General features: G+C 66.0%; 27 protein-coding genes, 1 tRNA gene and 1 riboswitch. Of the genes, 20 read left to right on the top strand and 8 right to left on the bottom strand.

Going from position 1 to position 25,249, the window contains the following annotated elements; genetic code table 11:
- Positions 1–63: 63 nt before the first annotated feature.
- From ABC728_RS13150 to ABC728_RS13135, 4 genes are all read right to left on the bottom strand, one after another.
- Positions 64–1,143: an NAD(P)/FAD-dependent oxidoreductase gene (locus tag ABC728_RS13150; RefSeq protein WP_416617964.1), complete on the bottom strand. Its 1,080-nt coding sequence runs from the start codon at positions 1,141–1,143 to the stop codon at positions 64–66.
- A gap of 7 nt (positions 1,144–1,150) precedes the next feature.
- Entirely contained in the window at positions 1,151–3,022 is a 1,872-nt protein-coding gene (locus tag ABC728_RS13145) for a LodA/GoxA family CTQ-dependent oxidase (protein ID WP_416617965.1), read from the bottom strand.
- Between the two features lie 282 nt (positions 3,023–3,304).
- A complete protein-coding gene (locus tag ABC728_RS13140) occupies positions 3,305–3,655 on the bottom strand; it encodes a hypothetical protein (RefSeq protein WP_416617966.1) in 351 nt (116 codons plus the stop codon).
- 143 nt (positions 3,656–3,798) lie between these two features.
- A tRNA-Ala gene (locus tag ABC728_RS13135) sits at positions 3,799–3,874 on the bottom strand.
- A 247-nt stretch (positions 3,875–4,121) separates the two neighbouring features.
- Here ABC728_RS13135 and ABC728_RS13130 point away from each other — a divergent pair.
- From ABC728_RS13130 to ABC728_RS13115, 4 genes are read left to right on the top strand one after another with little or no spacing between them, the layout of a single operon-like run.
- Positions 4,122–4,415 (top strand): YggT family protein, encoded by a 294-nt coding sequence (locus ABC728_RS13130; protein WP_416617967.1) that lies wholly within the window; start codon positions 4,122–4,124, stop codon positions 4,413–4,415.
- Positions 4,416–4,418: 3 nt separating this feature from the next.
- Positions 4,419–4,736 (top strand): DUF167 domain-containing protein, encoded by a 318-nt coding sequence (locus tag ABC728_RS13125; RefSeq protein WP_416617968.1) that lies wholly within the window; start codon positions 4,419–4,421, stop codon positions 4,734–4,736.
- A 28-nt stretch (positions 4,737–4,764) separates the two neighbouring features.
- Complete coding sequence (folD, locus tag ABC728_RS13120; RefSeq protein WP_416617969.1) at positions 4,765–5,679, top strand: bifunctional methylenetetrahydrofolate dehydrogenase/methenyltetrahydrofolate cyclohydrolase FolD; 915 nt, start codon at positions 4,765–4,767, stop codon at positions 5,677–5,679.
- Entirely contained in the window at positions 5,676–6,731 is a 1,056-nt protein-coding gene (locus ABC728_RS13115; protein ID WP_416617970.1) for a magnesium transporter CorA family protein, read from the top strand. Before folD ends, ABC728_RS13115 begins: the two co-directional genes overlap by 4 nt.
- 49 nt (positions 6,732–6,780) lie before the next feature.
- Here ABC728_RS13115 and mtgA read toward each other — a convergent pair whose 3' ends face one another.
- Positions 6,781–7,479 (bottom strand): monofunctional biosynthetic peptidoglycan transglycosylase, encoded by a 699-nt coding sequence (mtgA, locus tag ABC728_RS13110; RefSeq protein ID WP_416617971.1) that lies wholly within the window; start codon positions 7,477–7,479, stop codon positions 6,781–6,783.
- Between the two features lie 118 nt (positions 7,480–7,597).
- Between mtgA and ABC728_RS13105 the strand changes: the two genes are divergently transcribed.
- Together ABC728_RS13105 and metZ are read left to right on the top strand one after the other, a co-directional pair.
- Complete coding sequence (locus tag ABC728_RS13105) at positions 7,598–8,233, top strand: glutathione S-transferase family protein (protein ID WP_416617972.1); 636 nt, start codon at positions 7,598–7,600, stop codon at positions 8,231–8,233.
- Positions 8,234–8,321: 88 nt separating this feature from the next.
- Positions 8,322–8,399: riboswitch (SAM riboswitch) on the top strand.
- Positions 8,400–8,483: 84 nt separating this feature from the next.
- Entirely contained in the window at positions 8,484–9,689 is a 1,206-nt protein-coding gene (gene metZ / locus ABC728_RS13100) for an O-succinylhomoserine sulfhydrylase (protein ID WP_416617973.1), read from the top strand.
- 40 nt (positions 9,690–9,729) lie between these two features.
- Here the strand turns inward: metZ and ABC728_RS13095 are convergent, their stop codons facing one another.
- On the bottom strand, positions 9,730–10,509 hold the full coding sequence (locus ABC728_RS13095) for a class I SAM-dependent methyltransferase (protein WP_416617974.1): 780 nt from the start codon (positions 10,507–10,509) through the stop codon (positions 9,730–9,732).
- Between the two features lie 154 nt (positions 10,510–10,663).
- On the opposite strand from ABC728_RS13095, the gene ABC728_RS13090 reads away from it, so the two are divergent.
- From ABC728_RS13090 to ABC728_RS13065, 6 genes are all read left to right on the top strand, one after another.
- Entirely contained in the window at positions 10,664–10,870 is a 207-nt protein-coding gene (locus tag ABC728_RS13090; RefSeq protein WP_416617975.1) for a hypothetical protein, read from the top strand.
- 156 nt (positions 10,871–11,026) lie between these two features.
- On the top strand, positions 11,027–11,482 hold the full coding sequence (locus tag ABC728_RS13085; protein ID WP_416617976.1) for an MmyB family transcriptional regulator: 456 nt from the start codon (positions 11,027–11,029) through the stop codon (positions 11,480–11,482).
- A 115-nt stretch (positions 11,483–11,597) separates the two neighbouring features.
- On the top strand, positions 11,598–12,530 hold the full coding sequence (locus tag ABC728_RS13080) for a substrate-binding periplasmic protein (protein ID WP_416617977.1): 933 nt from the start codon (positions 11,598–11,600) through the stop codon (positions 12,528–12,530).
- 180 nt (positions 12,531–12,710) lie between these two features.
- On the top strand, positions 12,711–13,157 hold the full coding sequence (locus ABC728_RS13075; protein ID WP_416617978.1) for a tripartite tricarboxylate transporter TctB family protein: 447 nt from the start codon (positions 12,711–12,713) through the stop codon (positions 13,155–13,157).
- A 3-nt stretch (positions 13,158–13,160) separates the two neighbouring features.
- Positions 13,161–14,669, top strand: coding sequence for a tripartite tricarboxylate transporter permease (locus ABC728_RS13070; protein ID WP_416617979.1), 1,509 nt, complete (start codon positions 13,161–13,163; stop codon positions 14,667–14,669).
- 71 nt (positions 14,670–14,740) lie between these two features.
- Positions 14,741–15,712 carry a tripartite tricarboxylate transporter substrate-binding protein gene (locus ABC728_RS13065; RefSeq protein WP_416617980.1) on the top strand — a complete coding sequence of 324 codons (972 nt, stop codon included), beginning with the start codon at positions 14,741–14,743 and terminating at the stop codon, positions 15,710–15,712.
- A gap of 219 nt (positions 15,713–15,931) precedes the next feature.
- On the opposite strand, the gene ABC728_RS13060 is transcribed toward ABC728_RS13065, so the two are convergent.
- Positions 15,932–16,309, bottom strand: a complete 378-nt coding sequence (locus ABC728_RS13060; protein WP_416617981.1) for a VOC family protein — start codon at positions 16,307–16,309, stop codon at positions 15,932–15,934.
- A 220-nt stretch (positions 16,310–16,529) separates the two neighbouring features.
- On the opposite strand from ABC728_RS13060, the gene leuD reads away from it, so the two are divergent.
- The 8 genes from leuD (at position 16,530) to sucD (ending at position 24,453) form a co-directional block, all read left to right on the top strand.
- Positions 16,530–17,141, top strand: coding sequence for a 3-isopropylmalate dehydratase small subunit (gene leuD / locus ABC728_RS13055; RefSeq protein ID WP_416617982.1), 612 nt, complete (start codon positions 16,530–16,532; stop codon positions 17,139–17,141).
- A gap of 144 nt (positions 17,142–17,285) precedes the next feature.
- A complete protein-coding gene (gene leuB, locus ABC728_RS13050) occupies positions 17,286–18,401 on the top strand; it encodes a 3-isopropylmalate dehydrogenase (RefSeq protein ID WP_416617983.1) in 1,116 nt (371 codons plus the stop codon).
- A 22-nt stretch (positions 18,402–18,423) separates the two neighbouring features.
- Positions 18,424–18,897, top strand: coding sequence for a GNAT family N-acetyltransferase (locus tag ABC728_RS13045; RefSeq protein WP_416617984.1), 474 nt, complete (start codon positions 18,424–18,426; stop codon positions 18,895–18,897).
- Positions 18,898–19,309: 412 nt separating this feature from the next.
- A complete protein-coding gene (gene mdh, locus ABC728_RS13040; protein ID WP_416617985.1) occupies positions 19,310–20,275 on the top strand; it encodes a malate dehydrogenase in 966 nt (321 codons plus the stop codon).
- 761 nt (positions 20,276–21,036) lie between these two features.
- Entirely contained in the window at positions 21,037–21,351 is a 315-nt protein-coding gene (locus ABC728_RS13035; protein ID WP_416617986.1) for a hypothetical protein, read from the top strand.
- Between the two features lie 343 nt (positions 21,352–21,694).
- Complete coding sequence (locus ABC728_RS13030) at positions 21,695–22,006, top strand: hypothetical protein (RefSeq protein WP_416617987.1); 312 nt, start codon at positions 21,695–21,697, stop codon at positions 22,004–22,006.
- A 376-nt stretch (positions 22,007–22,382) separates the two neighbouring features.
- Complete coding sequence (gene sucC / locus ABC728_RS13025) at positions 22,383–23,579, top strand: ADP-forming succinate--CoA ligase subunit beta (RefSeq protein WP_416617988.1); 1,197 nt, start codon at positions 22,383–22,385, stop codon at positions 23,577–23,579.
- Position 23,580: 1 nt separating this feature from the next.
- The gene (sucD, locus tag ABC728_RS13020; RefSeq protein WP_416573306.1) at positions 23,581–24,453 is read left to right on the top strand and encodes a succinate--CoA ligase subunit alpha; all 873 of its coding nucleotides are present in this window, start codon (positions 23,581–23,583) and stop codon (positions 24,451–24,453) included.
- 89 nt (positions 24,454–24,542) lie between these two features.
- Here the strand turns inward: sucD and ABC728_RS13015 are convergent, their stop codons facing one another.
- The gene (locus ABC728_RS13015; RefSeq protein WP_416617989.1) at positions 24,543–25,013 is read right to left on the bottom strand and encodes a helix-turn-helix domain-containing protein; all 471 of its coding nucleotides are present in this window, start codon (positions 25,011–25,013) and stop codon (positions 24,543–24,545) included.
- Positions 25,014–25,249: the final 236 nt, after the last annotated feature.

The raw sequence follows: 25,249 nt of genomic DNA, 5'->3' as shown, positions 1-25,249 counted from the left end.
CCGGTTCCTCCCCTTTCCGGTTCCAGGGGGCAGAGTGGGGCCGGGCGGCGGCCAGCGTCAATCTCATCCGCGATCCGGCCGGCGTGCCCAGAAGGGCCGGCCGGCCCAGCGCCGCTCCAGCCCATAGAACGCGGTCAGATGCGCGCGGTAGGCGGCGCGGATGTCGTTCAGGCGGCCGGTATGGGTGCCGGCCGCCCCGGCCCTGTCGCCAGCCAGGGCGCGATCGGCCCCTTCCGCCGCGGCCAGGCCGGTATAGAGCGCGTTGAACAACCCCTGGGCGGACAGCGGATCGAACGCACCGGCCGCATCGCCGCAGGCAAACCAGCCGGGTCCGGCGGGCGGGTCCAGCACGCTGCCATGCGCGGCCGTGAAGCCGCCCGGTCCGGCCGGCACGGCCCCTTGTGGCAACAGGGGGGCCAGCGCCTTCACACCGGCGGCCCGCCACAGCAGGCCCACCCTGTCATGCACGCTGCCCGCGGCATCCAGATCGGCATCGGTATGGAAGGCCAGCACACGCTGTCCGCCCGGCAGCGGCGCGCTGTACCACCAGCCGTCGGGTTCCGCCACGATGCTGGTCAGGCCGGGGGCAGCGCCCGTGTCGGGCAGGTGGGCCCAGGCGCAGGCCAGCCGGTCCAGCGGGCGCGGCATGACGCCCAGCCGGCGGGCCAGCGGGGCCGCCCGGCCACCGGCATCGATCAGCACGCGGGCCTGCACGATCCGGCCACCGGCCAGCCGCACCCGCCATCCGTCGCCGTCACGTTCCAGCCCGGCCAACTCATCGGGAATGGACAGTGCCGCCCCGCGACAGCGGGCAACATCGCGCAGCCAGCCGTCGAACCGGGCCCGGTCCAGGTGCCAGCCATGGCCATAGGGGTCGCGCAGTGCATCGCGTTCCACCGGCTCCGGCCCGCCCCACAGGGAGCGCTGCCCGTGGCAGGGGGCATGACGTTCGGCCAGGAAGGCCGGCAGCAGTCCCATGTCGGCCAGCAGGCGCCCGGCCGCTGCGGGCAGCGACTCGCCGATACGCGGCGGACAGTCCGCCCGCCGGTCGATCAGCAGCACGCGCCGCACCGGGGCCAGGTTCAGCGCGGCGGCGCAGCCGGCCGGACCCGCCCCGATGACCAGAGCATCGACGCTTTCCACGCCTGCGTCAGAGGCGGACGCGGGAGGTGAAGCGCCGCACCTTCTCGATCTTCGACAGGTCGGGCGGGGCGCCGTCCGTCTCCAGACCGGCCTTCAGCAGCGCAGGCGGCGGCGCCTCCCGGTCGGCGACCTCCATCACCTTGGGAAGCGGCAGGTCGCCCGGACCGGGGGCCACGTCCACCACGGCCACGATATCGATATTATTGGCCAGGTTGTTGATCTGGCTGATGTAGGTGCCCTTGCCCAACGGATCGTTCCAGGAGGCGCGGCGGGCGAAGGCGGCCAACCTTTCCTCCGCCGGCAGCTTCTTGTTCATCACCGTCTTGTAGTCGCTGGGCGTCAGCACCTGGTTGGGGACGCGCGCTGGCCAGAAGGTGGGCAGATAGGGATCATAGGCGGTGTCATAGCCCGACCGGCAGCTTGCCGTGTCGGTCTGCCAGGGCACCGCCATCCAGCGGGAGATGGAACCCGGCCGCTGGCCATAGAGCGGGCCATCTGGCGTCCCGCAGATCTCCGATGTCATGACGGGGCCGTAATCCGGTTCCTTGCTGCCGGCGGGCGCATGCAGGAAGCGGTAGGCGCCCATGAAGATGCTTTCCGACCGCACGGGCCATGTCATCTCGCAGCCGGGATGAAAGGCGTCGGCCAGACAGAATTCCAGCGACGCGCGGTCCAGCATGTCGGGCTGCCGTTCCACGGGCACCTTGTCCAGGCTGGCCGGCGGCCTGGCCGTGGGGTCGTAATCATTGATAAAGTCGCCGGCCACCCACTGTTTCAGGAAGCCCAACTGGGTCTCGGTCAGTTGCGTGAACTGGCGCGGTGTCCTGGCGGCCGGCACGCTCATCGCGTCGCCATAGACCCAGGGCCAGGGCACGGGCGACCAGCTATCCCGGTCACCCTGGCGGAACTGGTTGTAAAGCTGGCGGCGGGTTTCCTGGTTGGAAGCGGAACCGTCGGCCAGCTTGGCCTGCCAGTCCGGGCTGGTGAAGTCGAACGGGGAACCCCAGCCGAAACCACGGGCGAAGCCGGCATTCACCCATTGCAGCCGGCTCAACCGCTCGAAGATGGGCAGGATGTCCCCGGTGAAGGACGGACGGGCCGGCCGCTTCAGAAAGGCCAGATCATAGGCGATGTCGCGCATCAGGTCCCACATGGTGCGGACCGATTTCTGCTGCGGGGCATAGTTGGGCGGGCCGACGACGATCCAGGCCGGCGTCACCTGGATATCCTTGCCCTGCCAGCGCACGGATGCCGTCACCGGCCCGTCGGCCACATCATCATGCCAGCCATCATTGTTGCCGAAGGTCACGGCCGGCGCACCATTGTAGGAGGCCGACTTGCCATGCCCGCCCAGCACGACCAGACGCCCCGCCTCATCGGTACGCAATTCGCCCAGATAGACGCGCTTGCCCACGAACTCCCCGTCATCGAAGGCAACCGGACCCTTGCCGGCACCTGCCAGCGAGCGCGGGCCGGGATCGATGGTCAGCGAGGCGCGGTCCTTCACCTGGGCATTGCGGCGGTAGGAGGGCGGGGCGGCGGCCGCTTCCGGAATGTCCAGCGCCAGTTGGAATTCGTACCAGGAGGCCTTCTGGTTGGCCAGATGCACGGTCCATTCCACCTCCGCCCCCTTCGCCCCCGTCAGTTCCTTCACCGGCAGGCCGGCGGCGTTAAGGCCATAGACCCGGAACCGGGCCGCCTGCCGCTTCAACGCTCCCGTTTTGTCCCGGTAGAAACCGGCGGGCTGCGGCGGCGGGTCCGGCACCTCGGGACCATAGAACCATTCCTGCGGGCTGTTGCCGACGCGCGCGACACCGATGGCCGGATAGATCGCCGCGCTGACGATCGTATCGTCGACAGAAGGGGCCTTCTTCGCCATGACCGGATTTCCTTGCCTTGACCATAGGGCCGCCACGCTGGCGGATCACGACGAAATTGCGCGAATATCTTTTTAAGTACAACAATTAAAACGATAGAAAGTCCTATTGTCGATAGGTGTCACCCTGGCCGTGTCCGGCCGTGTCTGGCCGCCGGGGGCGACGGTACGGGCGCAACAAAGCCCGCTCCGGGGCGAGGCGGCGGGCCGCCGCCGGCCATTTTCATTTCCCATCGGGAGACAGTGGAAATCCTGGCGGCCGCGACCGCGGCCGTGCGCGATCCGTCACGCCACGCGGGTGCCGCCGCGTTCGTTCTGGGCGCTCTTGTGGACGACAAGGGTGATCTTGTCGTTCATCATGTGCAACTGCTTGGCCGATTTGGTCGGCAGCGGGATGCGCTGGTTGATGCAGAAGAAGATCAGGCAGGCGGCCAGCGTGGGATTGTCCACCCAATGCACCTGACGCGCCCCGTCATCCTGCCCGACATGCAGCGCACAGCGCACGGGGTCGGCCATCACCTCCATCCGGATGACGCTGCCCGACGGCATGGGGTTGCCGGCACGGCGGTGATATTCCACCACGGCGCGGATCACCTCGTCATTGCTGAACAGGATATGGCGGATTTCAGTCGGCATGCCCAACCTTACCCGCCCCGCCGGGATACGTCACCAGCCGGAAACGGGAAATGAAACCAGGGTACGGGAGACATCAGGGCGCAGGAAGGTGGCGGAGCGGCAAAGCCCGCAGCCTGTCGAACGAAACGGATATGAAGGAGGAATGGTGGAGCCGAGGAGGATCGAACTCCCGACCTACGCATTGCGAACGCGTCGCTCTCCCAGCTGAGCTACGGCCCCACACCATCGTTGCCCGAAACGACAAGTCAACCGGGCCCCTGAAGTGGCGCGGATAATGCTGATCGGGCCGGCCCCTGTCAAGCGCGGCATTGCGCCCCAGGGTTCCGTCCCGTGCATGGGGCCCGCGCATGGGTCCGTTCCAGGGCGGCGGGGCCCGGATGGGGGGTGGACAGGGACAGGTGGCGACATTACGTTCCACAGCACAAGGCGCCTGTTGCCGATACCGTCCACCAGATCCGGAAAAATCATGGACCCGCTGCTGCGCACCATCGTCGAAATCCTCTATGTGGTGCTGGACCTTTATGTCTGGGTTCTGATCATCTCGGCCATCCTGTCCTGGCTGATCGCCTTCAACGTCATCAACACGCATAATCGCGTGGTCTATACCATCTCCGACATCCTCTACCGCCTGACGGAACCGGCGCTGCGCCCCATCCGCAACGTCCTGCCCAATCTGGGCGGCATCGACCTGTCGCCCGTGGTCCTGATCCTGATCATCATGTTCGTGCAGCGGCTGATCCTGAATTACGGGCTGTTGTAAGGGATGAAGCCGGCCCTGGAAGGTGCGGCCGGCGGCGTCCGGCTGTTCGTGCGGGCGGCACCCAGGGCCAGCCGCAACGCCGTGCAGGGGATGGCCCCCGGTGCGGATGACAGGATGCAGGTGAAAATATCGGTCACGGCCGTGCCGGAGGATGGCAAGGCCAATGCCGCCATCATCGGGCTGCTGGCCAAAGCGTGGCGAATTCCGAAAAGCAGCATCAGCGTCGTCGCGGGTGGCACCGACCGGTCAAAGATATTATTCGTTGCCGGCGAAACAGAGGCCCTGATGACCCGGCTGTCGGACTGGCTGGGCGGGCTGTAACGTCGACAGGATCGAAGGGGAACCGGGCATGGCCGAGGCACGCATCATCGACGGCAAGGGCTTTGCGGCCGGCTTGCGGGCACGAATCGCAACGGCGGTGGACCAGTTGCGCACGGCGCATGCGCTGGTCCCCGGCCTGGCCGTCGTGCTGGTGGGGGAAGACCCGGCCAGCGCCATCTATGTGCGCAGCAAGGGGGAGCAGACGCGCGAGGCGGGGATGCATTCCGTCACCCACCGCCTGGACGCGGCCACCAGCCAGGAGGATCTGCTGCGTCTGGTCAACCAGTTGAACAACGACCCCTCGATCCACGGCATCCTGGTGCAACTGCCCCTGCCGGCCCATATCGACAGCCAGACCGTGCTGGCCGCCATCGATCCGGCCAAGGATGTGGATGGGTTCCACGTCATTAATGCCGGGCGGCTGTCCATCGGCCTGCCGTCGCAGGTGCCCTGCACGCCTCTGGGCTGCATGCTGTTGCTGAAGGACACGGTCGGGGACCTGCGCGGCCTGCACGCCGTCGTCATCGGCCGGTCCAACATCGTGGGCAAGCCCATGGCGCAGTTGCTGCTTCAGGCCGATTGCACCGTCACCATCGCCCATTCCCGCACGCGCGACCTGCCCGCCATCTGCCGGGAGGCGGATATCCTGGTGGCCGCCGTCGGCCGGCCGGAAATGGTGAAGGGCGACTGGATCAAGGAGGGGGCGGTCGTCATCGATGTGGGCGTCAACCGCGTGCCCGCGCGTGACCCGGCGGCGGCGGCGGCCGGCAAGACCCGGATCGTCGGTGATGTCGCCTATGCCGAGGCGGCGTCGGTGGCCGGCGCCATCACGCCGGTGCCCGGCGGCGTGGGGCCGATGACCATCGCCTGCCTGCTGTCCAACACGGTGACGGCCGCCTGCCGCGCGGCCGGCGTGCCGGTGCCCGCCGGGATCGGTCTTTGATCACGGTCTATGTCCGTGATGGCACGGGCCTGCGGGCCCAGGCCCTGGACCCCGGCGAGCCCGTGCCGTCGGGGACGATCTGGCTGGACATGCTGTATCCGGACGAGACGGAGCGGCTGACCGTTTCCACCCTGCTGTCGGTCGACCTGCCGACGCAGGAGGATATCAGCGAGATCGAAACCTCCTCCCGCCTCTATACCGAGGGGGAGGTGGCCTTCATGACTACGCCCGTGATCGTGCGCTCATCCACGGGGCCGCTGGAACGCGGGCTTCTGACCTTTGTGGTGGCGCCGTCGCTGCTGGTGACGATCCGGCATGCCGAACCCCTGTGGTTCACCATCTTCGCGGCCCGCGCCCAGCGGCAGGTGGAACTGGTCACCTCGCCGCTGGAGGCGTTCCTGGGGTTGCTGGAAGCGGTCGTGGACCGCGCGGCCGACGTGCTGGAACGGGTGACGGCCGACCTGGACCGGCTGTCGCACCGCATCTTCGCCGATCACGAGGACCGGGTGGTGGAACCGCTGGTGGGGCGTGATGGCGGGGTGGTACAGCGCCGGCAGGCGGTGGCCCGCGAACATACCCGCCGCCGCCCGCCCACCACCGTGTCCATGCGCGCGGTCATCACCGCCATCGGCCGGGCCGGCGACCTGACCCAGAAGGTACGCGACAGCCTGGCCGGCCTGGAACGGCTGGTGGCCTTCGCCACGACCGTCGCCGGGCCGCGCATGGCCAAGGACCAGAAGGCGCGGCTGAAGACCATCGGCCGCGACGTGCATTCGCTGGTCGAACATGCGGCCTTCCAGGCCATGCAGACGAATTTCCTGCTGGATGCCACGCTGGGCGTGATCAATATCCAGCAGACGAACATCATCAAGATTTTCTCCGTCGCGTCCGTGGCCTTTCTGCCGCCGACGCTGGTCGCCAGCATCTATGGCATGAACTTTCACCATATGCCCGAACTGGACTGGACGCTCGGCTATCCGCTGGCGCTGCTGCTGATGGTGCTGTCGGCGGTGGGGCCGCTCTGGTATTTCCGCAAGCGCGGCTGGCTGTAGGCTGGGCGCCCGCCCCCGCGCTCAACTCAGAACGCCGTCCTTGCGCCTGTCAGAGGACGCAATCATCCAGCGCATCGCGACGGACGATCGCCATGCGCTGCATCAGCGTGCCGGCCCGCGACGCGACATAGGGTCCGGGCGGGTCGGCCTTCCACTGGCGCGGGCTGGGCAGGATGGCGGCCAGCAGGGCGGCCTCGCGCGTCGTCAGCGCATCGGCCCCCTTGCCGAACCAGTGACGGGCCGCCGCCTCGGCGCCATAGACGCCCGGCGCCCATTCCACGATGTTCAGATAGACCTCCAGGATGCGCCGCTTGGACCAGAAGGTCTCCACCAGCAGCGTGAAGCCCAGTTCCACCCCCTTGCGCAGCCAGGAGCGGTCGGGCCACAGGAAGGCGTTCTTGGCGACCTGCTGGCTGATCGTGCTGCCGCCACGCAGGCGCCCGCCCGACTGGTTACGTTCCAGCGCCCGCTCGATGGCGTCCATGTCCAGGCCGCCATGGGCGCAGAACCGGCTGTCCTCCGCGGCGATGACGGCACGGACCAGATGGGGGCTGATCCGTTCCACGGGGCGCCATTCATGGTGCCATTCCTGGCCCTGGATGGCGCGGATGACCATCAGCGGCGTGCCCGGCACGGGAACGACCGCATAGGCCAGCACCCAGGTCACGCAGAAGCCGGCCAGCGCCAGCAGAACCACCCCCAGCCAGAGCGCGACCCTGCCGATCCTGCCGCGCCCGCTCTTCGCCATTGCCGCCAATGCCCGTTCCCCGCATGGTGCCGACCGCCACCGCAGCCTTCATTCGTTGAAGGCTGCCAAGCATAAGGTAAAAACCGGTCCGCCCCTTTCCAACCCGGAAGATGTGACGATGTACAAGCTTTACTGGAATCCCGGTATGGCCAACCTGGCCCCGCACATGGCGCTGGAGGCCATTGGCGTTCCCTATGAACTGATCCGCGTCGATACCGGTGCGGGCGAACAGCACAACGAAGCCTATCGCCGGCTGAACCCCACGGGCCGCATCCCGACCCTGGTCCATGACGACCAGCCCCTGTTCGAGACGGCGGCCATCCTGCTGCATCTGGCCGACCGGCACCCGGAAGCCGCGCTGATGCCGGCGCCGGGCACGCGGGACCGGGCCCTGGCCTATCAATGGCTGATCCATCTGACCAATACGGTGCAGGCGACATATCTGGCCTACTATTATCCCGAGCGCCAGGTGGCCGACCCCGCCCTGGCCGGCAGCGTCCGCCAGGCGGCCGAAACCCGGCTGGGGGAGATGTTCGACCTGCTGGAGCAGGCCCTTGACGGTCGGGAATGGATGGTGGGCGAGGGGCCGACCATCGTGGATTTAATGCTGCTGATGATGATCCGCTGGGGCCGCAATTTCGCCCGCCCGCCGCGCAGCCTGCCCAACCTGGGCGTGCTTGCCGCCCGCATCGCCGCCCTGCCGCCCGTGCGCCGCGCGTTCGAACAGGAAGGGCTGGCCCAGCCCTGGTACTGAACCCGACCGGGGCGGATGACAGGGTTGGCGCCAGCGCCGGCCCGGCCGCAACCGGACGGCTTGACAAGCAGGGGCGGGAGGGATTTAACCAAGCCCACGTGGTGATTTGGTGACCGGATTGCAGACCACGTTAAAGAAACTGCTAAAAGGTCGATGCCATGAACCAGATGCCGGATACGGACGGGAACAGGGCCTCGATCGAACGGTCGGGGCCGCTGGAAGCCGGCCTTTAGGCAAGTCTGGAAGGAACATGGCGATGAGTGATCTGCCCGATGATGTGAACCCCGCGACCCTGCTGGTGCATGGCGGCACGCGCCGCAGCCAGTTCGAGGAGACGAGCGAGGCCATCTTCCTTACTTCGGGTTATGTTTATGGCAGTGCGGAGGCGGCCGAGGCGGCCTTTGCCAATGACGGATCGCGCTTCGTCTATTCCCGCTTCCGCAACCCCACGGTCGCCATGTTCGAGGACAGGCTGGCGCAGTATGAGGGGTATCCCCGCTGCTTTGCCACGGCGTCCGGCATGGCGGCCGTGCATGCCGCCGTCATCGGCCTGCTGAAGGCCGGTGACCGGCTGGTGGCCAGCCGCGCGCTGTTCGGCTCCTGTCTTTACATCGTGTCCGACATCGCCCGGCGGTTCGGGATCGAAAGCGTCATCATCGACGGCACGAAGCCGGAGGAATGGGAGAAAGCCCTGTCGGTGCCGACCGACCTTGTGTTCCTGGAAACCCCCAGCAACCCCTGCCTGGACGTGGTGGACCTGGAACATGTCGTGCCGCTGGCGCATAAGGCCGGGGCCCGCGTCGTCGTCGACAATGTGTTCGCCACGCCCGTTCTGCAGAAGCCGAACCGGTTCGGGGTCGATGTCGTCGTCTATTCGGCCACCAAGCATATCGATGGGCAGGGACGCTGCCTGGGCGGCGCCATCCTGTGTGACGACACGGTGGCGGCGCTGCTGGCGCCCTATCTGCGCCATACCGGCCCCGCCATGAGCCCGTTCAACGCCTGGACCCTGCTGAAGGGGCTGGAGACGCTGGAACTGCGGGTGAAGGCGCAGCAGGCCGCCGCCCTGAAGGTTGCCACGTTCCTGGAAGGGCACCCGGCCGTGGCGCGCGTGCTTTATGCCGGACTGGACAGCCACCCGCAGCGTGCATTGCTGCGGCGGCAGATGGCCGGTGGCAGCAACCTGATCTGCTTCCACCTGAAGCCCGCCGGCGGCGACGCCAAGGCGGCTGCCTTCGCCACCCTGAACGCGCTGCGGATCATCAAGATTTCCAACAATCTGGGCGACAGCAAAAGCCTGGCGACCCACCCCGCCACCACCACCCATCAGCGCCTGACGGTGGAGGAGAAGGAGACATTGGGCATCGGCCCCGGGACCATCCGCCTGTCGGTGGGCCTGGAAGACCCCGACGACCTGATCGCCGACCTGAAGCGCGGGCTGGATGGGCTGGTATAATACCAGCCCCGGGGATCAGAACTCACCGGGCCCCGGCGGATCAGCCGCGCCTTGCCTGGATCAGCATGGTGTCCAGCCGGAAACTGCCGTCGGGCTGGATGGCGAAATGGTCCTTCACCTCCGGGGCGGCACCGGCCTGAAGGCTGGCAAGGGCCGGGCGGTGGGCGGTGGGTGTGCCGATCCTTTCCATCCAGCTTTCAAAGGCGATGGGCAGCCGGTAGGTCTGCGGCGCCTGCGGCACCAGCCCGGCGCCGGTCAGCATGTGCCGCCATTCGGCCAGGCTGTAATTACGGACATGGCTGGGGTCGCGCACCATTTCAATGGTTTGCAGGTGGCTGTCCAGCAGCGGATCGGCCGGGGCGAAGACATCCATGATGATGCAGCGCCCGCCGGGCCGCAGCACCCGCACCGCCTCTGCCAGCGACCGGGGCACGTCGCGCCAGTGATGCGCGCTGTAGCGGCTGACCACCAGATCGAAGCTGCCATCCGCAAAGGGCAGTTCCTCTGCCCGCCCCTGACGTGTGGCGATGTTGCACAGGCCGCGTTCGACGGCGCCGGCCGCCACCACGTCCAGCATGGCGCGCGACAGGTCATAGGCCACGATATGGTCGGCGAAGGCGGCGGCATGGAAGCTGGCATGCCCGCCGCCACAGCCCAGATCCAGCATCCGGTCGGCCGGCGCGATGCGCAGAAGGGATTGGAAATCCGTCAGGTCCGGGCCGCTTGCATGGGTGGGGCTGCTGGCATAGGCGGCGGCGCGCGGCGCAAACTGCCGGACGACAAGGTCATGCTGGCTGACGGTGGCGGCTGCGGCTGACATCGGGTGACGCTCCATCGGGGATCTGGTACGGCGGCGCTGGCGATTGAGGTGCCGAAACCTTGACCATCGATCAAGATTTTCGGCCGCTGGTATAAGGCTGGCATCCTCACCAAACTGGTACAAGATAAGTAGTTATCCTGGTATGAATACCACCATGAACACGCCCCCTGTTCTTCTGAATGATGGCCGGGATGCCGCCACGGCGCAGCGGCGTCTGCTGGGGCTTTTCCTGCGGGAAAGGCGGGCACGGCTGGACCCGGCCGCCGTGGGCATCGGCAGCCTGGGCCGCCGTCGCGCACCGGGCCTGCGGCGGGAAGAGGTGGCGATGCTGGCCGGGATCAGCCCCACCTGGCTGACCTAGCTGGAACAGGGACGCGACATCCAGGCCTCTTCCCAGGCGCTGGACCGGCTGGCCCGTGCGCTGCGCCTGGCGGCGGCGGAACGCGCCTATCTGTTCCAGCTTTCCGGCCGGCGCGACCCGCGCGAACCCGGTCCGGCCGATACCGATGCGGCCCTGTTGCCGCTGCTGCGCCAGGCGGTCGATGGCCAGCAGGCTCCCTGCTATGTCCTCAACCATCGTTATGACATGCTGGCCTGGAACCGGGGGGCAGCGGACCTGTTCGCCGGCTGGCTGGATCGGCCGGGCCCGCACAACCAGCTTCGCTTTCTGTTCCTGGACCCGGTGGCGCGGCGCCTGCTGGTGGATTGGCCGGCCCGCACGGCGCGCGTGCTGGCCGAATTCCGCGCCGATCATGGCCGCCACCTGGCGGATGGGTCCCTGGCCGCGCTGGTGGGCGAACTGCGGGAGCGCAGCCCCGAATTCGCCGCCGGCTGGACAGGCGCCGATATCCGCGGGCGGGAGGGTGGGGAACGTCTGTTCCTGCACCCGGATCAGGGCCTGCTGCGCCTGACACAGGTGACCCTGGCGGTGGAAGCGCGGCCCGATCTGCGTCTGGTGCTGCTGTTGGGATAGGTGTTTTCCCGCTTGCCATCACGCCGGAAAACAGGTGACCTGTTGTCCTGGCACGGGCGGTGGGTCCAGCATCCACGGACAATAAGCGAATACCGCCCCGGGGGTAGGAGGCGCCATGCGCTGGCGGTTGGCCACGCTGCTGTCTTTGGCGGGGCTGTCTTTGGCGGGCTTGCTGACGGGTTCGCTGTTGTTTCAGGCAGGGGCCATGGCGGAACCTGTGGCCCCGAACGTCTACCGGATCGAGCATAATGCCTCGCCGGCCGGGGCCAATGTCCGCTCCTATTATATCGATCTGATCGAGGAGATATTCCACCGCACGCAGGCGGAGTTTGGTCCCGCCACCCTGGAAAGGGTGCCGGGTGACGTGCCGCAGGCCCGGCTGCTGGCACTTCTGGCCCACGGGCGACTCGATCTTCTGTGGACGACGACCAGCCGCCAGCGGGAGGCGTTGGCCACACCCATCCGCATTCCGCTGGACATGGGGCTGACCGGCCAGCGTGCGCTGGTGATCCGGGCCGACCGCAAGGCGGAATTCGATGCCATCACCAGCCTGGAGGAACTGGGCCGGCTGAAGGCCTGCCAGGGCGCCTATTGGCCCGACACCGCCGTGCTGCGCGCCGCCGGCCTGCGGGTGGTGGAGTTCGAATGGATCGATCTGGCCTATCCGGCCCTTTATGACGGGCGTTGCGATTATCTGCCGCGCGGCATCAACGAGATCGACAGCGAGGTCCGGGCGGTGGGTGATCCCGGCGTCATGGTCTATGACCGGCTGTTGCTGTCCTATCCGCTGCCCATGTACCTGTTCGTGGCGCCGCAGCGCGCGGAGTTGGCCCGGCGCCTGACACTGGGGCTGGAACGGATGGTGGCCGATGGCGGCCTGCGCCGGTTTCTGGAGCAGCACCCTGCCACATCCATGATCTTCCCCCTGGGGCGGTATCGCGGCGCCCGCGTCCTTCACCTGGCCAATCCCGACCTGCCGGAGGAGACACCGCTGAACGATCCCCGCCTGTGGCTGGATGTCGCCGGGCCGCATCGACCAAAGTCCTGATGCCCGCACCGGCCGTTGCGGGCCGTTGGCAGGAAGATTACTGTTCATGTGGGCATGAATGCCCTTCAACCCCGGCGCGTGGCCCGATCCGGACCCGAGACCGGGGAACAGCATAGGGGAGGGACGGACGGATGCGATATCCCGGGGTCGCGCGTTTCCTTGTCCGCAGGGGGGCATGCCATGCGTGTGCGTAGCCCCCAGGATCTCGTGGGCGGGATCGCCCTGGTGCTTGTCTCCATCCTGGCCTTTTCCCAAATCGGCGATTTGCGCATGGGCACGGCGTCGCGCATGGGGCCGGGCTATTTCCCGATCGTGCTGGCCGGGCTGACAGGGCTTCTGGGGCTGGTCATCGCGGGCCGGTCGCTGGTTCTGGACGGGCCACCGCTGGACCGGCTGCACTGGCGCCAGGCGTTGCCGCTGCTGGGGGGCATCGTGGCCTTCGGGCTGGCCATCCGGCCCCTGGGCCTGGTGGCTGCCTCCGCCCTGCTGTTCGGCGTGGCGGCACTGGCGTCCGACGATACGCGCTGGCGTGAATTGCTGGTGGTCAGCGTGGTCCTGATCCTTTTCGCGGTCGGGCTGTTCGTGCTGCTGCTGGGTCTGCCCTTCCCCCTGTGGCCGCGGACGTGACGCATGGATAACGTCTTCTCCAACCTCGCCATGGGATTTGGCGCCGCCGCCACGCCCATCAATCTGGGCCTGTGCTTCGTGGGGGTGCTGGTGGGCACGCTGATCGGCGTGCTGCCGGGGCTGGGCCCCATCGCCACCATCGCCATCCTGCTGCCCATCACCTTCTATCTGGACCCGCTGGGTGCGCTGATCATGCTGGCTGGCATCTATTATGGCGCGCAGTATGGCGGCAGCACCACGGCCATCCTGGTCAACATGCCGGGGGAGACCTCGTCCGTCGTCACGACGCTGGACGGGCACCAGATGGCGCGGCAGGGCCGCGCCGGTCCCGCCCTGGCCATCGCGGCGCTCGGCTCCTTCTTCGCGGGCTGTGTCGCCACCTTCGTCGTCGCGCTGTTCGGGCCGTTGCTGGCGGCGTTTGCACAGAATTTCGGCCCGCCGGAATATTTCGCGCTGATGCTGCTGGGGCTGGTCGGGGCCACGGTCCTGGCGTCCGGCTCGGTGGTCAAGGCTGTTTCCATGATCATCGTCGGCCTGCTGCTGGGCTGCGTGGGATCGGATATCGAGACGGGGGAACAGCGCATGACCTTCGGCATCGCGGAGATGGCGGAGGGCATCAATTTCACGACCCTGGCCGTGGGCCTGTTCGGCGTGGCGGAGATCCTGCGCAACCTGGAAAAGACCCAGGACCGGTCCGTGGTGCAGGCGAAGATCAGGGGTTTGATGCCGACGCTGGCCGACCTGCGGCAGAGCTTCCCCGCCGTGCTGCGCGGGACGGGCCTGGGGTCGGTGCTGGGCATCCTGCCGGGCAACGGCGCGGTCCTGGCACCCTATGCCAGCTATACCCTGGAAAAGAAGCTGGCGCGGGAGCCGCAGCGGTTCGGCCGGGGTGCCATCGAGGGTGTGGCCGGGCCGGAAAGCGCCAACAATGCCGGGGCGCAGACCAGTTTCATCCCGCTGCTGACGCTGGGCATCCCGCCCAATGCCGTGATGGCCATGATGGTCGGTGCCATGACCATCCAGGGGATCGTGCCGGGCCCGCAGGTCATGAACGAAAACCCGACCCTTTTCTGGGGCATGATCGCCAGCATGTGGATCGGCAATGCCATGCTGGTCATCATCAATCTGCCGCTGGTCGGCGTCTGGGTGAAACTTCTGCAGGTGCCCTACCGGCTGCTGTTTCCGGCCATCCTGATGTTCTGTTGCATCGGGGTCTATTCCATCAATTCCTCGGGCGTGGAGGTGATGCTGGTCGCGCTGTTCGGGCTCATCGGCTATTTCCTGCTGAAACACGGGTTCGAGCCGGCCCCCCTGCTGCTGGCCTTCGTGCTGGGCCCGCTGATGGAAGAGAACCTGCGCCGTTCCTTCCTGATCGCGCGCGGCGACCCGATGATCTTCGTCAGCCGCCCGCTGTCGGCGACCTTGCTGGTCCTCACCCTGCTTCTGTTGGCCATCGTGTTGCTGCCGGCCGTCCGTCGCCGGCGGGAGGAGGTGTTCCACGAGGAGGATTGAGGATGATGCCGGCCGGCAATGGCGGGCCGGCATGCCGAACAACCATATCGAACCATAAAGGGAGGTCCCCCATGCGTTTCAGGTCCATCATCCTCGCGGCCGCGCTGCTGGCCGGACTTGGTCCCGCTGCCGCGCAGGATTATCCGACGCGGCCCATCACCATGGTCGTGCCCTTCTCGGCCGGCGGCCCGACCGATACCGTGGCCCGCCTGGTGGCGCAATCGATGAGCCGTACCCTGGGCCAGCAGGTGCTGGTGGAGAATGTCGGCGGGGCCGGCGGTACCATCGGGGCGGCCCGCGTCGCCAAGGCGTCGCCCGACGGATACACGATCCTGCTGCACCATATCGGACAGGCGACGTCCGCCACGCTCTATCGCCGGCTGCCCTATAACGCCCTGACCGATTTCGCGCCGGTCGGGCTGGTGACCGACGTGCCCATGGCCATCGTGGCGCGCAAGGATTTCCCGGCCAGGGACCTGGCCGAACTGGTGGCCTATGTGAAGGCCAACCCCGACAAGGTGACGCTGGCCAATGCCGGGGTCGGCGCCGCCTCGCACCTGTGCGGCATGCTGTTCATGCAGGCGCTGGGCACGCCGCTGACCACGGTGCCATACAAGGGCACCGGACCCGCCATGAATGATCTGGTCGGCAGCCAGGTGGACATGCTGTGCGACCAGACGACCAACACGACCGGCCAGATCAAGGGCGGGGCGGTAAAGGCCTATGCCGTCACGACGGCGACCCGCGTGCCCTCCCTGCCGGACCTGCCGACGACGCGGGAAGCCGGGCTGCCGGGCGTGCAGGTGGCCGTCTGGCACGGCATCTACGCGCCGAAGGGCACACCGGATGCGGTGACGGGCAAACTGTCCGACGCGCTGAAGGTGGCGCTGAAGGATGATCTCGTGAAGCAGCGCTTCGGCGAGCTGGGGACCGAGCCCGTGGCCGAGGACCGCGCCACGCCCAAGGCCCTGGGCGATTTCCTGGCCGCGGAGATCGAGCGCTGGCGCCCCCTGATCACGGCCGCCGGGGTTTATGCCGACTGATAGCAGCGGCCGAAAATCTTGACCGATGGTCAAGGTTTTCGGCACCTCAAGCGCCGGGCCGGCAGTCGCCGGCCTATACCAGGAGCATCAGTCATAAATTCATGCCCCTGGTATGATACCGGGTCGGGAAATCCTGGTCCCCGGAATCCGCGCCGGCTGGCGCGCTCCCCCCCATGTCATGCTTCATGACCTTGGGGGATGCCGGATCAGGGCAGGTGCTCACAGGCCCGTGAATTCCGTTCCCGCCGCCACGAAGCAGAGCGGGTTGCCGAACGGGTCGCGGCAATAGAAGCTGCGCTCCCCCCAGGGACGGACGGCGATGGCGCCATCCTGTGCCAGCACGGCGCCCGCCGCCACTGCCCTGGCATGGAAGGCCGCCAGGTCATGCACGGCCAGGTAGACGGGCTCGGGCAGGGGTGTCGCCGGCCCGGTGTCGCCATCGGCAACGGGGTCGTAACAGGCCAGCACCATCTGGCCGAGGTCGAAATAATGCCGCCCGGCGGACACGCGCCTTCCGGGTTGGCCCAGCAGCGACTTATAGAAATCCGCCGCGGCCCCGATCGGGCTGGCGGGCAGGATGATGCGGAACACACGCATGGCGCCTATCCCTCCCTCGACATTTTCGTCCTTCTTGATCATTGAAGATAATGTCGATGGCCGGGCTCTGCCATCCCCGCCAAGGTCGAACCCCGCCGTGCCGGGTGTTTCACGCAAGCTTCTGTCGCAGGGCAGCCTTCCGACGATCATGTATTGCGCAGTGCGGGAGCGACGTGGCAAAACAGAGGCCGTTTGATCCCCTTTTCGGTCGGGTAGTCCCATGGAGAAGTTTGTTCAGCTTACCGGCGTCGCCGCCCCGCTGCGTCTGATGAATGTCGATACGGATATGATCATCCCGGCCGACTATCTGAAGACGATCAAGCGCACGGGCCTGGGTGCCGGCCTGTTCGCCTCGATGCGCCTGAAGGACGGGGAGGAAATTCCCGACTTCGTCCTGAACAAGCAGGCCTATCGCCAGGCCAGGATCCTGATCGCCGGTGACAATTTCGGCTGCGGCTCCAGCCGTGAGCATGCGCCGTGGGCGCTGGCCGATTTCGGCATCCGCTGCATCATCGCCCCCAGCTTCGCCGACATCTTCTTCAACAACTGCTTCAAGAATGGCATCCTGCCCATCCGCCTGCCGACCGAACTGGTCGACAAGCTGATGGGGGCCGCCGACAATGGCGCCAACGCCGTCTTCACGGTGGACCTGGAAGCGCAGCAGATCACCCTGCCCGACGGGGAGAAGATCGGTTTCGACGTGGAGCCGTTCCGCCGCCAGTGCCTGCTGAACGGCTGGGACGATATCGGCCTGACCCTGCGCAATGCCGATGCCATCGACGCCTTCGAGGGCAAGTCGAAGGACGGGCAGCCCTGGCTCTGGGCCTCCTGATCGGCGTCTTCGGTCGCGATCCGCGAAGGGAAATTCCCGATCCCGTGCCCGGCGCCCCCTGGCGGCGGACGCGGGATCGGTTTATCAACGCAAGGCGTGCCCGACCGGCCGCCATCGCCCAAGAAAACATACAGAGGTATTTCGATGTCGACGAAGCGTTCGCTCCTCCTGCTGCCGGGCGACGGCATCGGCCCCGAGGTCATGCGTCAGGTCCGCCGCGTCATCGACTGGTATGCCCGCAAGCGCGGCATCGAGTTCCAGGTTGAGGAAGGCCTGGTCGGCGGCTGTTCCTACGACGCGCATGGCACGCCGCTGACGGACGAGACCATGGCCCGTGCGCTGGCCGTGGATGCCGTGCTGCTGGCCGCCGTGGGCGGACCGAAATGGGACAATCTGGGCTTCGACAAGCGCCCGGAGGCAGGGTTGCTGCGCCTGCGCAAGGAAATGGAGCTGTTCGCCAACCTGCGTCCGGCCAAGGTGTTCGACGCGCTGGTCGATGCGTCCACGCTGAAACCCGACGTGGTGCGCGGGCTGGACATCATGATCGTGCGCGAACTGACGGGCGGCATCTATTTCGGGGAGCCGCGCGGCATTTCCGACCTGCCCAACGGCGAGCGCCGGGGCATCAACACCCAGGTCTATGACACGCACGAGATCCACCGCGTGGCCCGTGTGGCGTTTGAACTGGCCCGCAAGCGCTCCAACAAGGTCTGCTCTTCGGAGAAGGGCAATGTCATGGAGTCGGGCCTGCTGTGGCGGCAGGAGGTGATCGCCCTGCACAAGGCCGAATATCAGGATGTGGAACTGTCCCACATGCTGGCCGATGCGGCCGCCATGCAGCTGGTGCGCAATCCCAAGCAGTTCGACGTGATCGTCACCGACAACCTGTTCGGCGACATCCTGTCGGACGAGGCCTCGATGCTGACCGGTTCCATCGGGATGCTGCCCAGCGCCTCGCTGGGGGCGACCGATGCCGACGGCAAGCGCAAGGCCCTGTATGAGCCGGTGCATGGTTCGGCCCCGGACATTGCCGGCCGCGACCTGGCCAACCCCATCGCCATGTTCCTGTCCTTCGCCATGGCGCTCCGCTGGTCCTTCGACCTGCAGGCCGAAGCCGACATCCTGGAACAGGCCGTGGAGAATGTGCTGTCCACGGGGCTGCGCACGGGCGACATCATGCAGCCGGGCATGGCCAGGGTTTCCACCTCCGTCATGGCCGACAGCATCCTGCGTGAGATGGACAAGCTGGCGACCGCCTGATCGCGGAACCGTGACGGCCATCGTGAAGAGACAGATCGGCGTCCGTCGGGCCACCCCGGCGGACGCCGATCTTGTTTGCGCCTTCGTCGCCGCGCTGTCGGCAGAGGAAGGCATGGACCCGCCCGCCCTGACCCCGGCGAAATTCCGCCGCCAGGGGTTCGGGGAGGATGCGCTGTTCCGCTGTCTGGTGGCGGAATGCGGGGACCGCATTGCCGGCATGGTCTTGCTCACCCCTGGCTATGACAGCCAGACCGCCACCGGCGGCATGATGCTGGAAAATATCTATGTGGAGCCGGGATCGCGCCGGCTTGGCGTGGGCCGCGCCCTGATGGCCGCGGCAGGGCGGATGGCGCTGGACCAGGGCCTGTCCTGGATCTGCTGGCACGCACGGCCCGCCAATGTCCGCGCTGGCCTGTTCTATCGGGCGCTGGGCGCGCGGACGGAGAGCGTCACCCTGCTGGGCATCGATGTGAAGCTGCTGGTGGGGACGGGCTAAGCAGGTTCCTCCAGATCGGGCCACACATGGCCCGGCCTGGAGGAACCTGCCGACTCCATGGTTAGCAGATTTTCCGAGCCCGCCCATCTGTGGGCGGCGTTCGGAAAATCTGCTTAGTGCCAGCCTTCGCCTGCGGTGGAGGCGAAGAGCGGGCGCGCAAGCAATCTGCGTCATCAACCATGCCGGTCAGGGCCTGAAATCCCGGCCGACGGCACCTTCTGCATACACGCCTTGCGTCAGGCGCTGACCAGCCACCCCGCACCCACGACCCTTGTCGGCTTGCCCGAACGGCTGTTTCAGGCTAATGACGCCGCCCAGGGTCATCCCGCATTGCAGCTAATGATGAGCGCGGCTCGGATGTTCCAAACGTAATCTTGTTTCCTGACCCGAACCAAATCGAAGGGAAATTCCCATGGCACGCAAGAAGATCGCGCTGATCGGCGCCGGCCAGATCGGTGGCACGCTGGCCCTGCTGGCTGGCCAGAAGGAGCTGGGTGACATCATCCTGCTCGACATCCCCGACTTCGCGGGCGTTGCCAAGGGCAAGGCGCTGGACATTGCCGAACTGTCGCCGGTCGCCGGTTTCGATGCCGGTTACTCGGGCACGTCGGATTATGCCGACATCGCCGGCGCCGATGTTGTGATCATCACCGCCGGCGTGCCGCGCAAGCCGGGCATGAGCCGTGACGATCTGGTCGGCATCAACGCCAAGGTCATCAAGGCCGTGGCTGCCGGCGTCAAGGAACACGCCCCGAACGCCTTCGTCATCGTCATCACCAACCCGCTGGACGCCATGGTCGGCCTGTTCCAGCAGGTCTCCGGCCTGCCGGCGGAGAAGGTGGTCGGCATGGCCGGCGTGCTGGACAGCGCCCGCTTCCGCTGGTTCCTGGCCGAAGAATTCGGCGTGTCGGTCGAAGACGTGACGGCCTTCGTGCTGGGCGGCCATGGCGACACGATGGTGCCGTCGGTCCGTTATTCCACCGTCGCCGGCATCCCGCTGCCCGATCTGGTGAAGATGGGCTGGACCACGCAGGAGAAGCTGGACAAGATCGTGCAGCGTACCCGTGACGGCGGTGCGGAGATCGTCGGTCTGCTGAAGACCGGCTCCGCCTTCTACGCCCCGGCCGCTTCCGCCATCGCCATGGCTGAGAGCTATCTGAAGGACAAGAAGCGCGTCCTGCCGGTGGCTGCCAAGCTGTCCGGCGAGTATGGCGTCGACGGTCTCTATATCGGCGTGCCGACCATCATCGGCGCCAAGGGCGTGGAGAAGATCATCCAGATCGACCTGTCCGATGAGGAGAAGGCCAATTTCGACAAGTCCGTCGACGCCGTGAAGACCCTGGTGGACGTCACCGCCAAGGTTTCGGCCGAAGGCTGATCCGGTTTCCCCCTGTCCCGCATCCGCGGGGCAGGGTCATCCGGCCTGAAAACCCCGCACAGCGATGGCTACGCGGGGTTTTTTTACTTCCGGCCTGCGAATGGTTTCATTCCGTCACCCTGGCGAGAGGTCGGGGCCTGGCTCTCAGGACGGGGCGCTTGTCATGGCCTTCCGGTGCCCGGTGCCGGGGTGAGGACAACCCCGAAAGACAGGGCCTGCATGATTCTGAAATCATGTGGAATTTTCCGGATGGGTATCGGGGGTGCAGGGATCGCGCCAGGGGGCACAGGCAATGATCCATGGTGTGATCGTGCGTTTGATGGCCTTTACTGATAATTTCCGCAAAATACACAATAAATCCTGCTCAAATGAAGCGAGGCCATTCCCTTGCTTCCCCTTGAGGCCGTTGCAACACTGGTCTGCATTGCCGCACGCCCAAAGTATAGTTTTGGTTTCCGTTGTTAACCATTCGCTTACTCGTGACCCCTATAGTCCGCGCACGACGCCGAAAGCCTGAATAATAAGGTATGTGTCGGGGGCGCATGGACAGAAGCCATCGGCTTTCAGAGGGGCAATCCGGTTAATCCGAAGTCTCTTTGATGGATGGTGGCATTCTATGCTGTGCATCCATCAAATAATAAACGTCCCCAGCCGCTGGAATGGGGAAGGACGCCTGCCCCGGAACTGTGATCACCGTCTTTATCTATCGCAGAATCCCCCACCATCACCCATTCCGTGACCGGAAGGAAAAAGGATCTCCAATGAAGACCGCCGTGCTGTTCTCCGTCGCCCTTCTCTCCCTCACCGCCGGCACCGCCATGGCGCAGAGCTGCGATCAGGGGGCTCCGCCCGTGCTGGTTGACGGTTCCACCGCGACCGAGGCGCAGATGGCAGATACGATGAAGGCCGTTAAGGCCTATATCGTGGCGACCGAGGAATACCAGGCGTGCCTTGAGGCTGCCGGCCGCGGCGGCAAGGTGGATGTGGATGCCTATAACCGCTCCGCCGCCCGCATGGAGGCGCTGGCTGCCGACTTCAACAAGCAGCTCAAGACCTTCAAGGCCCGCAACGGCTGATCGTCGTCATCGGGTCTTCCGGGGCGTCAAGAAAAGAGCCCGCGCCGGGAACCGGCGCGGGCTCTTGCTTTTGCAGTGCCGGGTGGACTGCCGGCTGATCGGTCATGGCGCTGCCGGATGCAATGTCTGCAAGAACCCTTTCCCGGCCGTTGGAATTGACGATTACTCCAGATGAACCTATCCTTCCGGCAGGTTTAGGGAGATAGGGCAGATAAGCCTAATAATTAGTCAATTGGGGATAACGCGGCACCCAATAAAACAGCAGTGGGAACGAAAATTCCATTCTTCTTGCGGGATGAGATTGGAAGTTTCCTGAATTTTTATTGTCTGGGGGTGTCCAATCATGAAGAAAGCAATCCTGATCACGACCTTTGTCTCCTGCCTGTTCGTGCCGGCGGCGTTCGCCGCCTGCGAGCAGGGTGAACCGCCCAGCCTGCCCGACGGCTCGACCGCCACGGAGGCCGAGATGGGGCAGGCGGTGCAGCAGGTGAAGGCCTACATCGCAGCGACGGAGGAGTACCAGGCCTGTCTGACCGCGGAAGGACGCCGTGGAAAGATGGATATCGACAGCTACAACAAATCGACCGAAAGGATGGAGCGTCTGGCGGCCGCCTTCAACCGCCAGCTCAAGGCCTACAAGAGCCGGGGCGGCTGACCCGGGCGGCTGATCTGGGGCATCGGGAAAGTCCGGCTCCCCTCCGGGGCCGGACATCCTGTCTGCCGGCCATCATGCCTGTCGGTAACGGGATTGTCCTCATTACATGGCACCCTTGCGTGGTGCCATTGGGTTATGTCGCACTTGCGGCACAGCGTGTTGCGATGCAAGGGTTTGCGGGCTTCCTTACCGCTGTTCGGACAGGCGGGGGGCGGCCGGCGCCGGGCCTCCGCTGCGGCCATGGGGGACCTTTGGATGGTTGATCCCGGTCGGCATAGTGCTAAAGTGCGGCCCGCGCGGGGATCAACCCGGCGCGCGGCCCGGCGGATCCCCGTCTGGCCGGCCCGTCTCCCATCCAGAGCAAGACGGCTGAGCGATGAATATCCATGAGTACCAGGCCAAGAGCCTGCTGAAGAAGTACGGCGTCGCGGTGCCGCGTGGCGGCGTGGCCTATACGCCGGAAGAAGCCGCCAAGGTCGCCACCGAGCTGGGTGGCCCCATCTGGGTGGTGAAGTCGCAGATCCATGCGGGCGGCCGTGGCGCCGGCCGCTTCCAGAATGACCCGAATGGCAAGGGCGGCGTCCGCGTCGTCAAGAGCGTGGAGGACGTGCAGTCCAACGCCGCCGCCATGCTGGGCCAGGTTCTGGTCACCAAGCAGACCGGTCCGGACGGCAAGGAAGTCGCCCGCCTCTATATCGAGGAAGGTGCGGACATCAAGCGTGAGCTGTACCTGTCCATGCTGCTGGACCGCGGCTCTTCCCGCGTCACCATCGTCGCTTCCACCGAAGGCGGGATGGAGATCGAGGAAGTGGCCCACAGCCACCCGGAAAAGATCACCAAGGTCGCCATCGATCCGGTGGAGGGCCTGCAGGGCTATCATGCCCGCAAGGTCGCCTTTGCCCTGGGCCTGGAAGGCAAGCAGGTCAATGCCGCCGCCAAGTTCATGACCGCCATGTACAAGGCGTTCGTGGATCTGGACATGAGCATGGTCGAGATCAACCCGCTGGTCGTGACCGGTGCTGGTGAGGTGATCGCGCTCGACGCCAAGGTCAACTTCGACGACAACGCGCTGTACCGCCACCCGGAAGTGGAGGAACTGCGCGACCCGACCGAAGAAGAAGCCTCGGAGACGGAAGCCACCAAGCACGGCCTGAACTATGTGAAGCTGGATGGCAACATCGGCTGCATGGTGAACGGTGCCGGCCTGGCCATGGCCACCATGGACATCATCAAGCTGTATGGCGGCGAGCCGGCCAACTTCCTGGATGTCGGCGGCGGTGCCACCAAGGAGCGCGTGACGATCGCCTTCAAGCTGATCCTGTCCGATCCGAACGTGGAAGGCATCCTGGTCAACATTTTCGGCGGCATCATGCGCTGCGACGTCATCGCGGAGGGCGTTGTCGCTGCCGCACGTGAAGTGTCCCTGCATGTTCCGCTGGTTGTCCGCCTGGAAGGCACGAATGTCGATCTCGGCAAGAAGATCCTGGCCGAAAGCGGTCTGCCGATCCTGTCGGCCGACAACCTGGCCGACGCCGCCGAGAAGATCGTCAAGGCCGTGAAGGAGGCCGCGTAACATGGCCGTTCTCGTCAATAAAGACACCAAGGTCATCTGCCAGGGCTTCACCGGCGCGCAGGGGACCTTCCATTCCGAACAGGCCATCGCCTATGGCACCAAGATGGTCGGCGGTGTGACCCCCGGCAAGGGCGGTTCCAAGCATCTGGACCTGCCCGTGTTCGACACCGTGGCCGACGCGGTGCTCAAGACCGGTGCCAACGCCTCGGTCATCTATGTGCCGCCGCCGTTCGCGGCCGACGCCATCCTGGAAGCCATCGATGCCGAACTGCCGCTGGTGGTCTGCATCACCGAGGGCATCCCGGTGCTGGACATGGTCCGCGTCAAGCGTGCCCTGGCCAATAGCGGTACGCGCCTGATCGGCCCGAACTGCCCCGGCGTCATCACCCCGGACGAGTGCAAGATCGGCATCATGCCAGGCCACATCCACAAGCGTGGCAAGATCGGCATCGTGTCCCGTTCCGGCACGCTGACCTATGAGGCGGTGGCGCAGACGACGGCCGCCGGCCTGGGCCAGACCACCTGCATCGGCATCGGCGGCGATCCGGTCAACGGCACGAACTTCGTGGACGCGCTGGAGATGTTTGCCAAGGACCCGGAAACCGAAGGTATCATCATGATCGGCGAGATCGGTGGTGACGCTGAGGTGAACGGTGCGGAGTATATCAAGGCGTCGGGCCTGAAGAAGCCGGTCGTCGGCTTCATCGCCGGCCGCACGGCTCCTCCGGGTCGCCGCATGGGCCATGCCGGCGCCGTGATCTCCGGCGGTAACGACACCGCCGAGTTCAAGGTGGAGGCCATGCGCGCCGCCGGTATCCATGTTTCCGAAAGCCCGGCCAGCCTGGGTTCGACCATGGTGAAGGCGCTGGGCTGATTTCCAGTCTGCAGCTCGCACTCCTGGTGATTGCAGGAAACCCGCCGGGGCGACTCGGCGGGTTTCGCTTTGCCGGGGCCCCGATAGCTTCACCGCTCCGGTATTTCGGCTGCCCGCGACAGCGGGTAGGCGGCCAGTTCGCTTTCCGTCAGCCGCGCCGAAGCCGCATAGAGGCGGGCGATGATTTCCCCTTTTTCCAGCGGCGTCAGGGTGTGGCTGTATTCGCGTTCCACCCGGTGGATCATGGCCGCCAGCAGATATTCATCGACTTCCAGCGAGGTTGTCGCTTCCGGTGGTGGAGGGGGATGGTTCATGGCATCCGCGCCATCCATCGCGGCCGAGGACAGAAGCATCTCCCCTTCACCTGTCAGAAGCCAGTTCAGGTTCACGCCCCGCCGCGCCAGTTCCACCAGCCATTCCACCTTGGGCGGACCGGAATCACCTTCGTAAGCGCTGTAGGTGGAGTTGGGCAAACCCAGGTGACTGGCCATGTCGGACCGGCGGTTGAAGCCGATTCGAATGCGCAATTCCCGCAGGCGCAAGGCGATACTGCTTTTCACGTTCCGGCCTCCCCCGCATTGATCGGCATGAAGGCCCGAGGCCCGGTATTCATACCTTTGTTTCCAATGAGATTGGACAGCCACCGTGGATTGTCGGAATTCACTTGCATACATTCGTATGCGATTCCGTGTTCCGGTTTCCCATGCTGCTTTATTCGCCCAACCATCGTGAAGTGAGACGGTTTTTCGTTGAATTCCCGTTTTTCGATGCGTAAAGTCATTTTCAAGTGATCGAG

It is taken from the genome of Niveispirillum fermenti (assembly GCF_052474395.1).
Note: the sequence above shows the minus strand (reverse complement) of the source record. Positions and strands in the feature narration are given on the sequence as shown.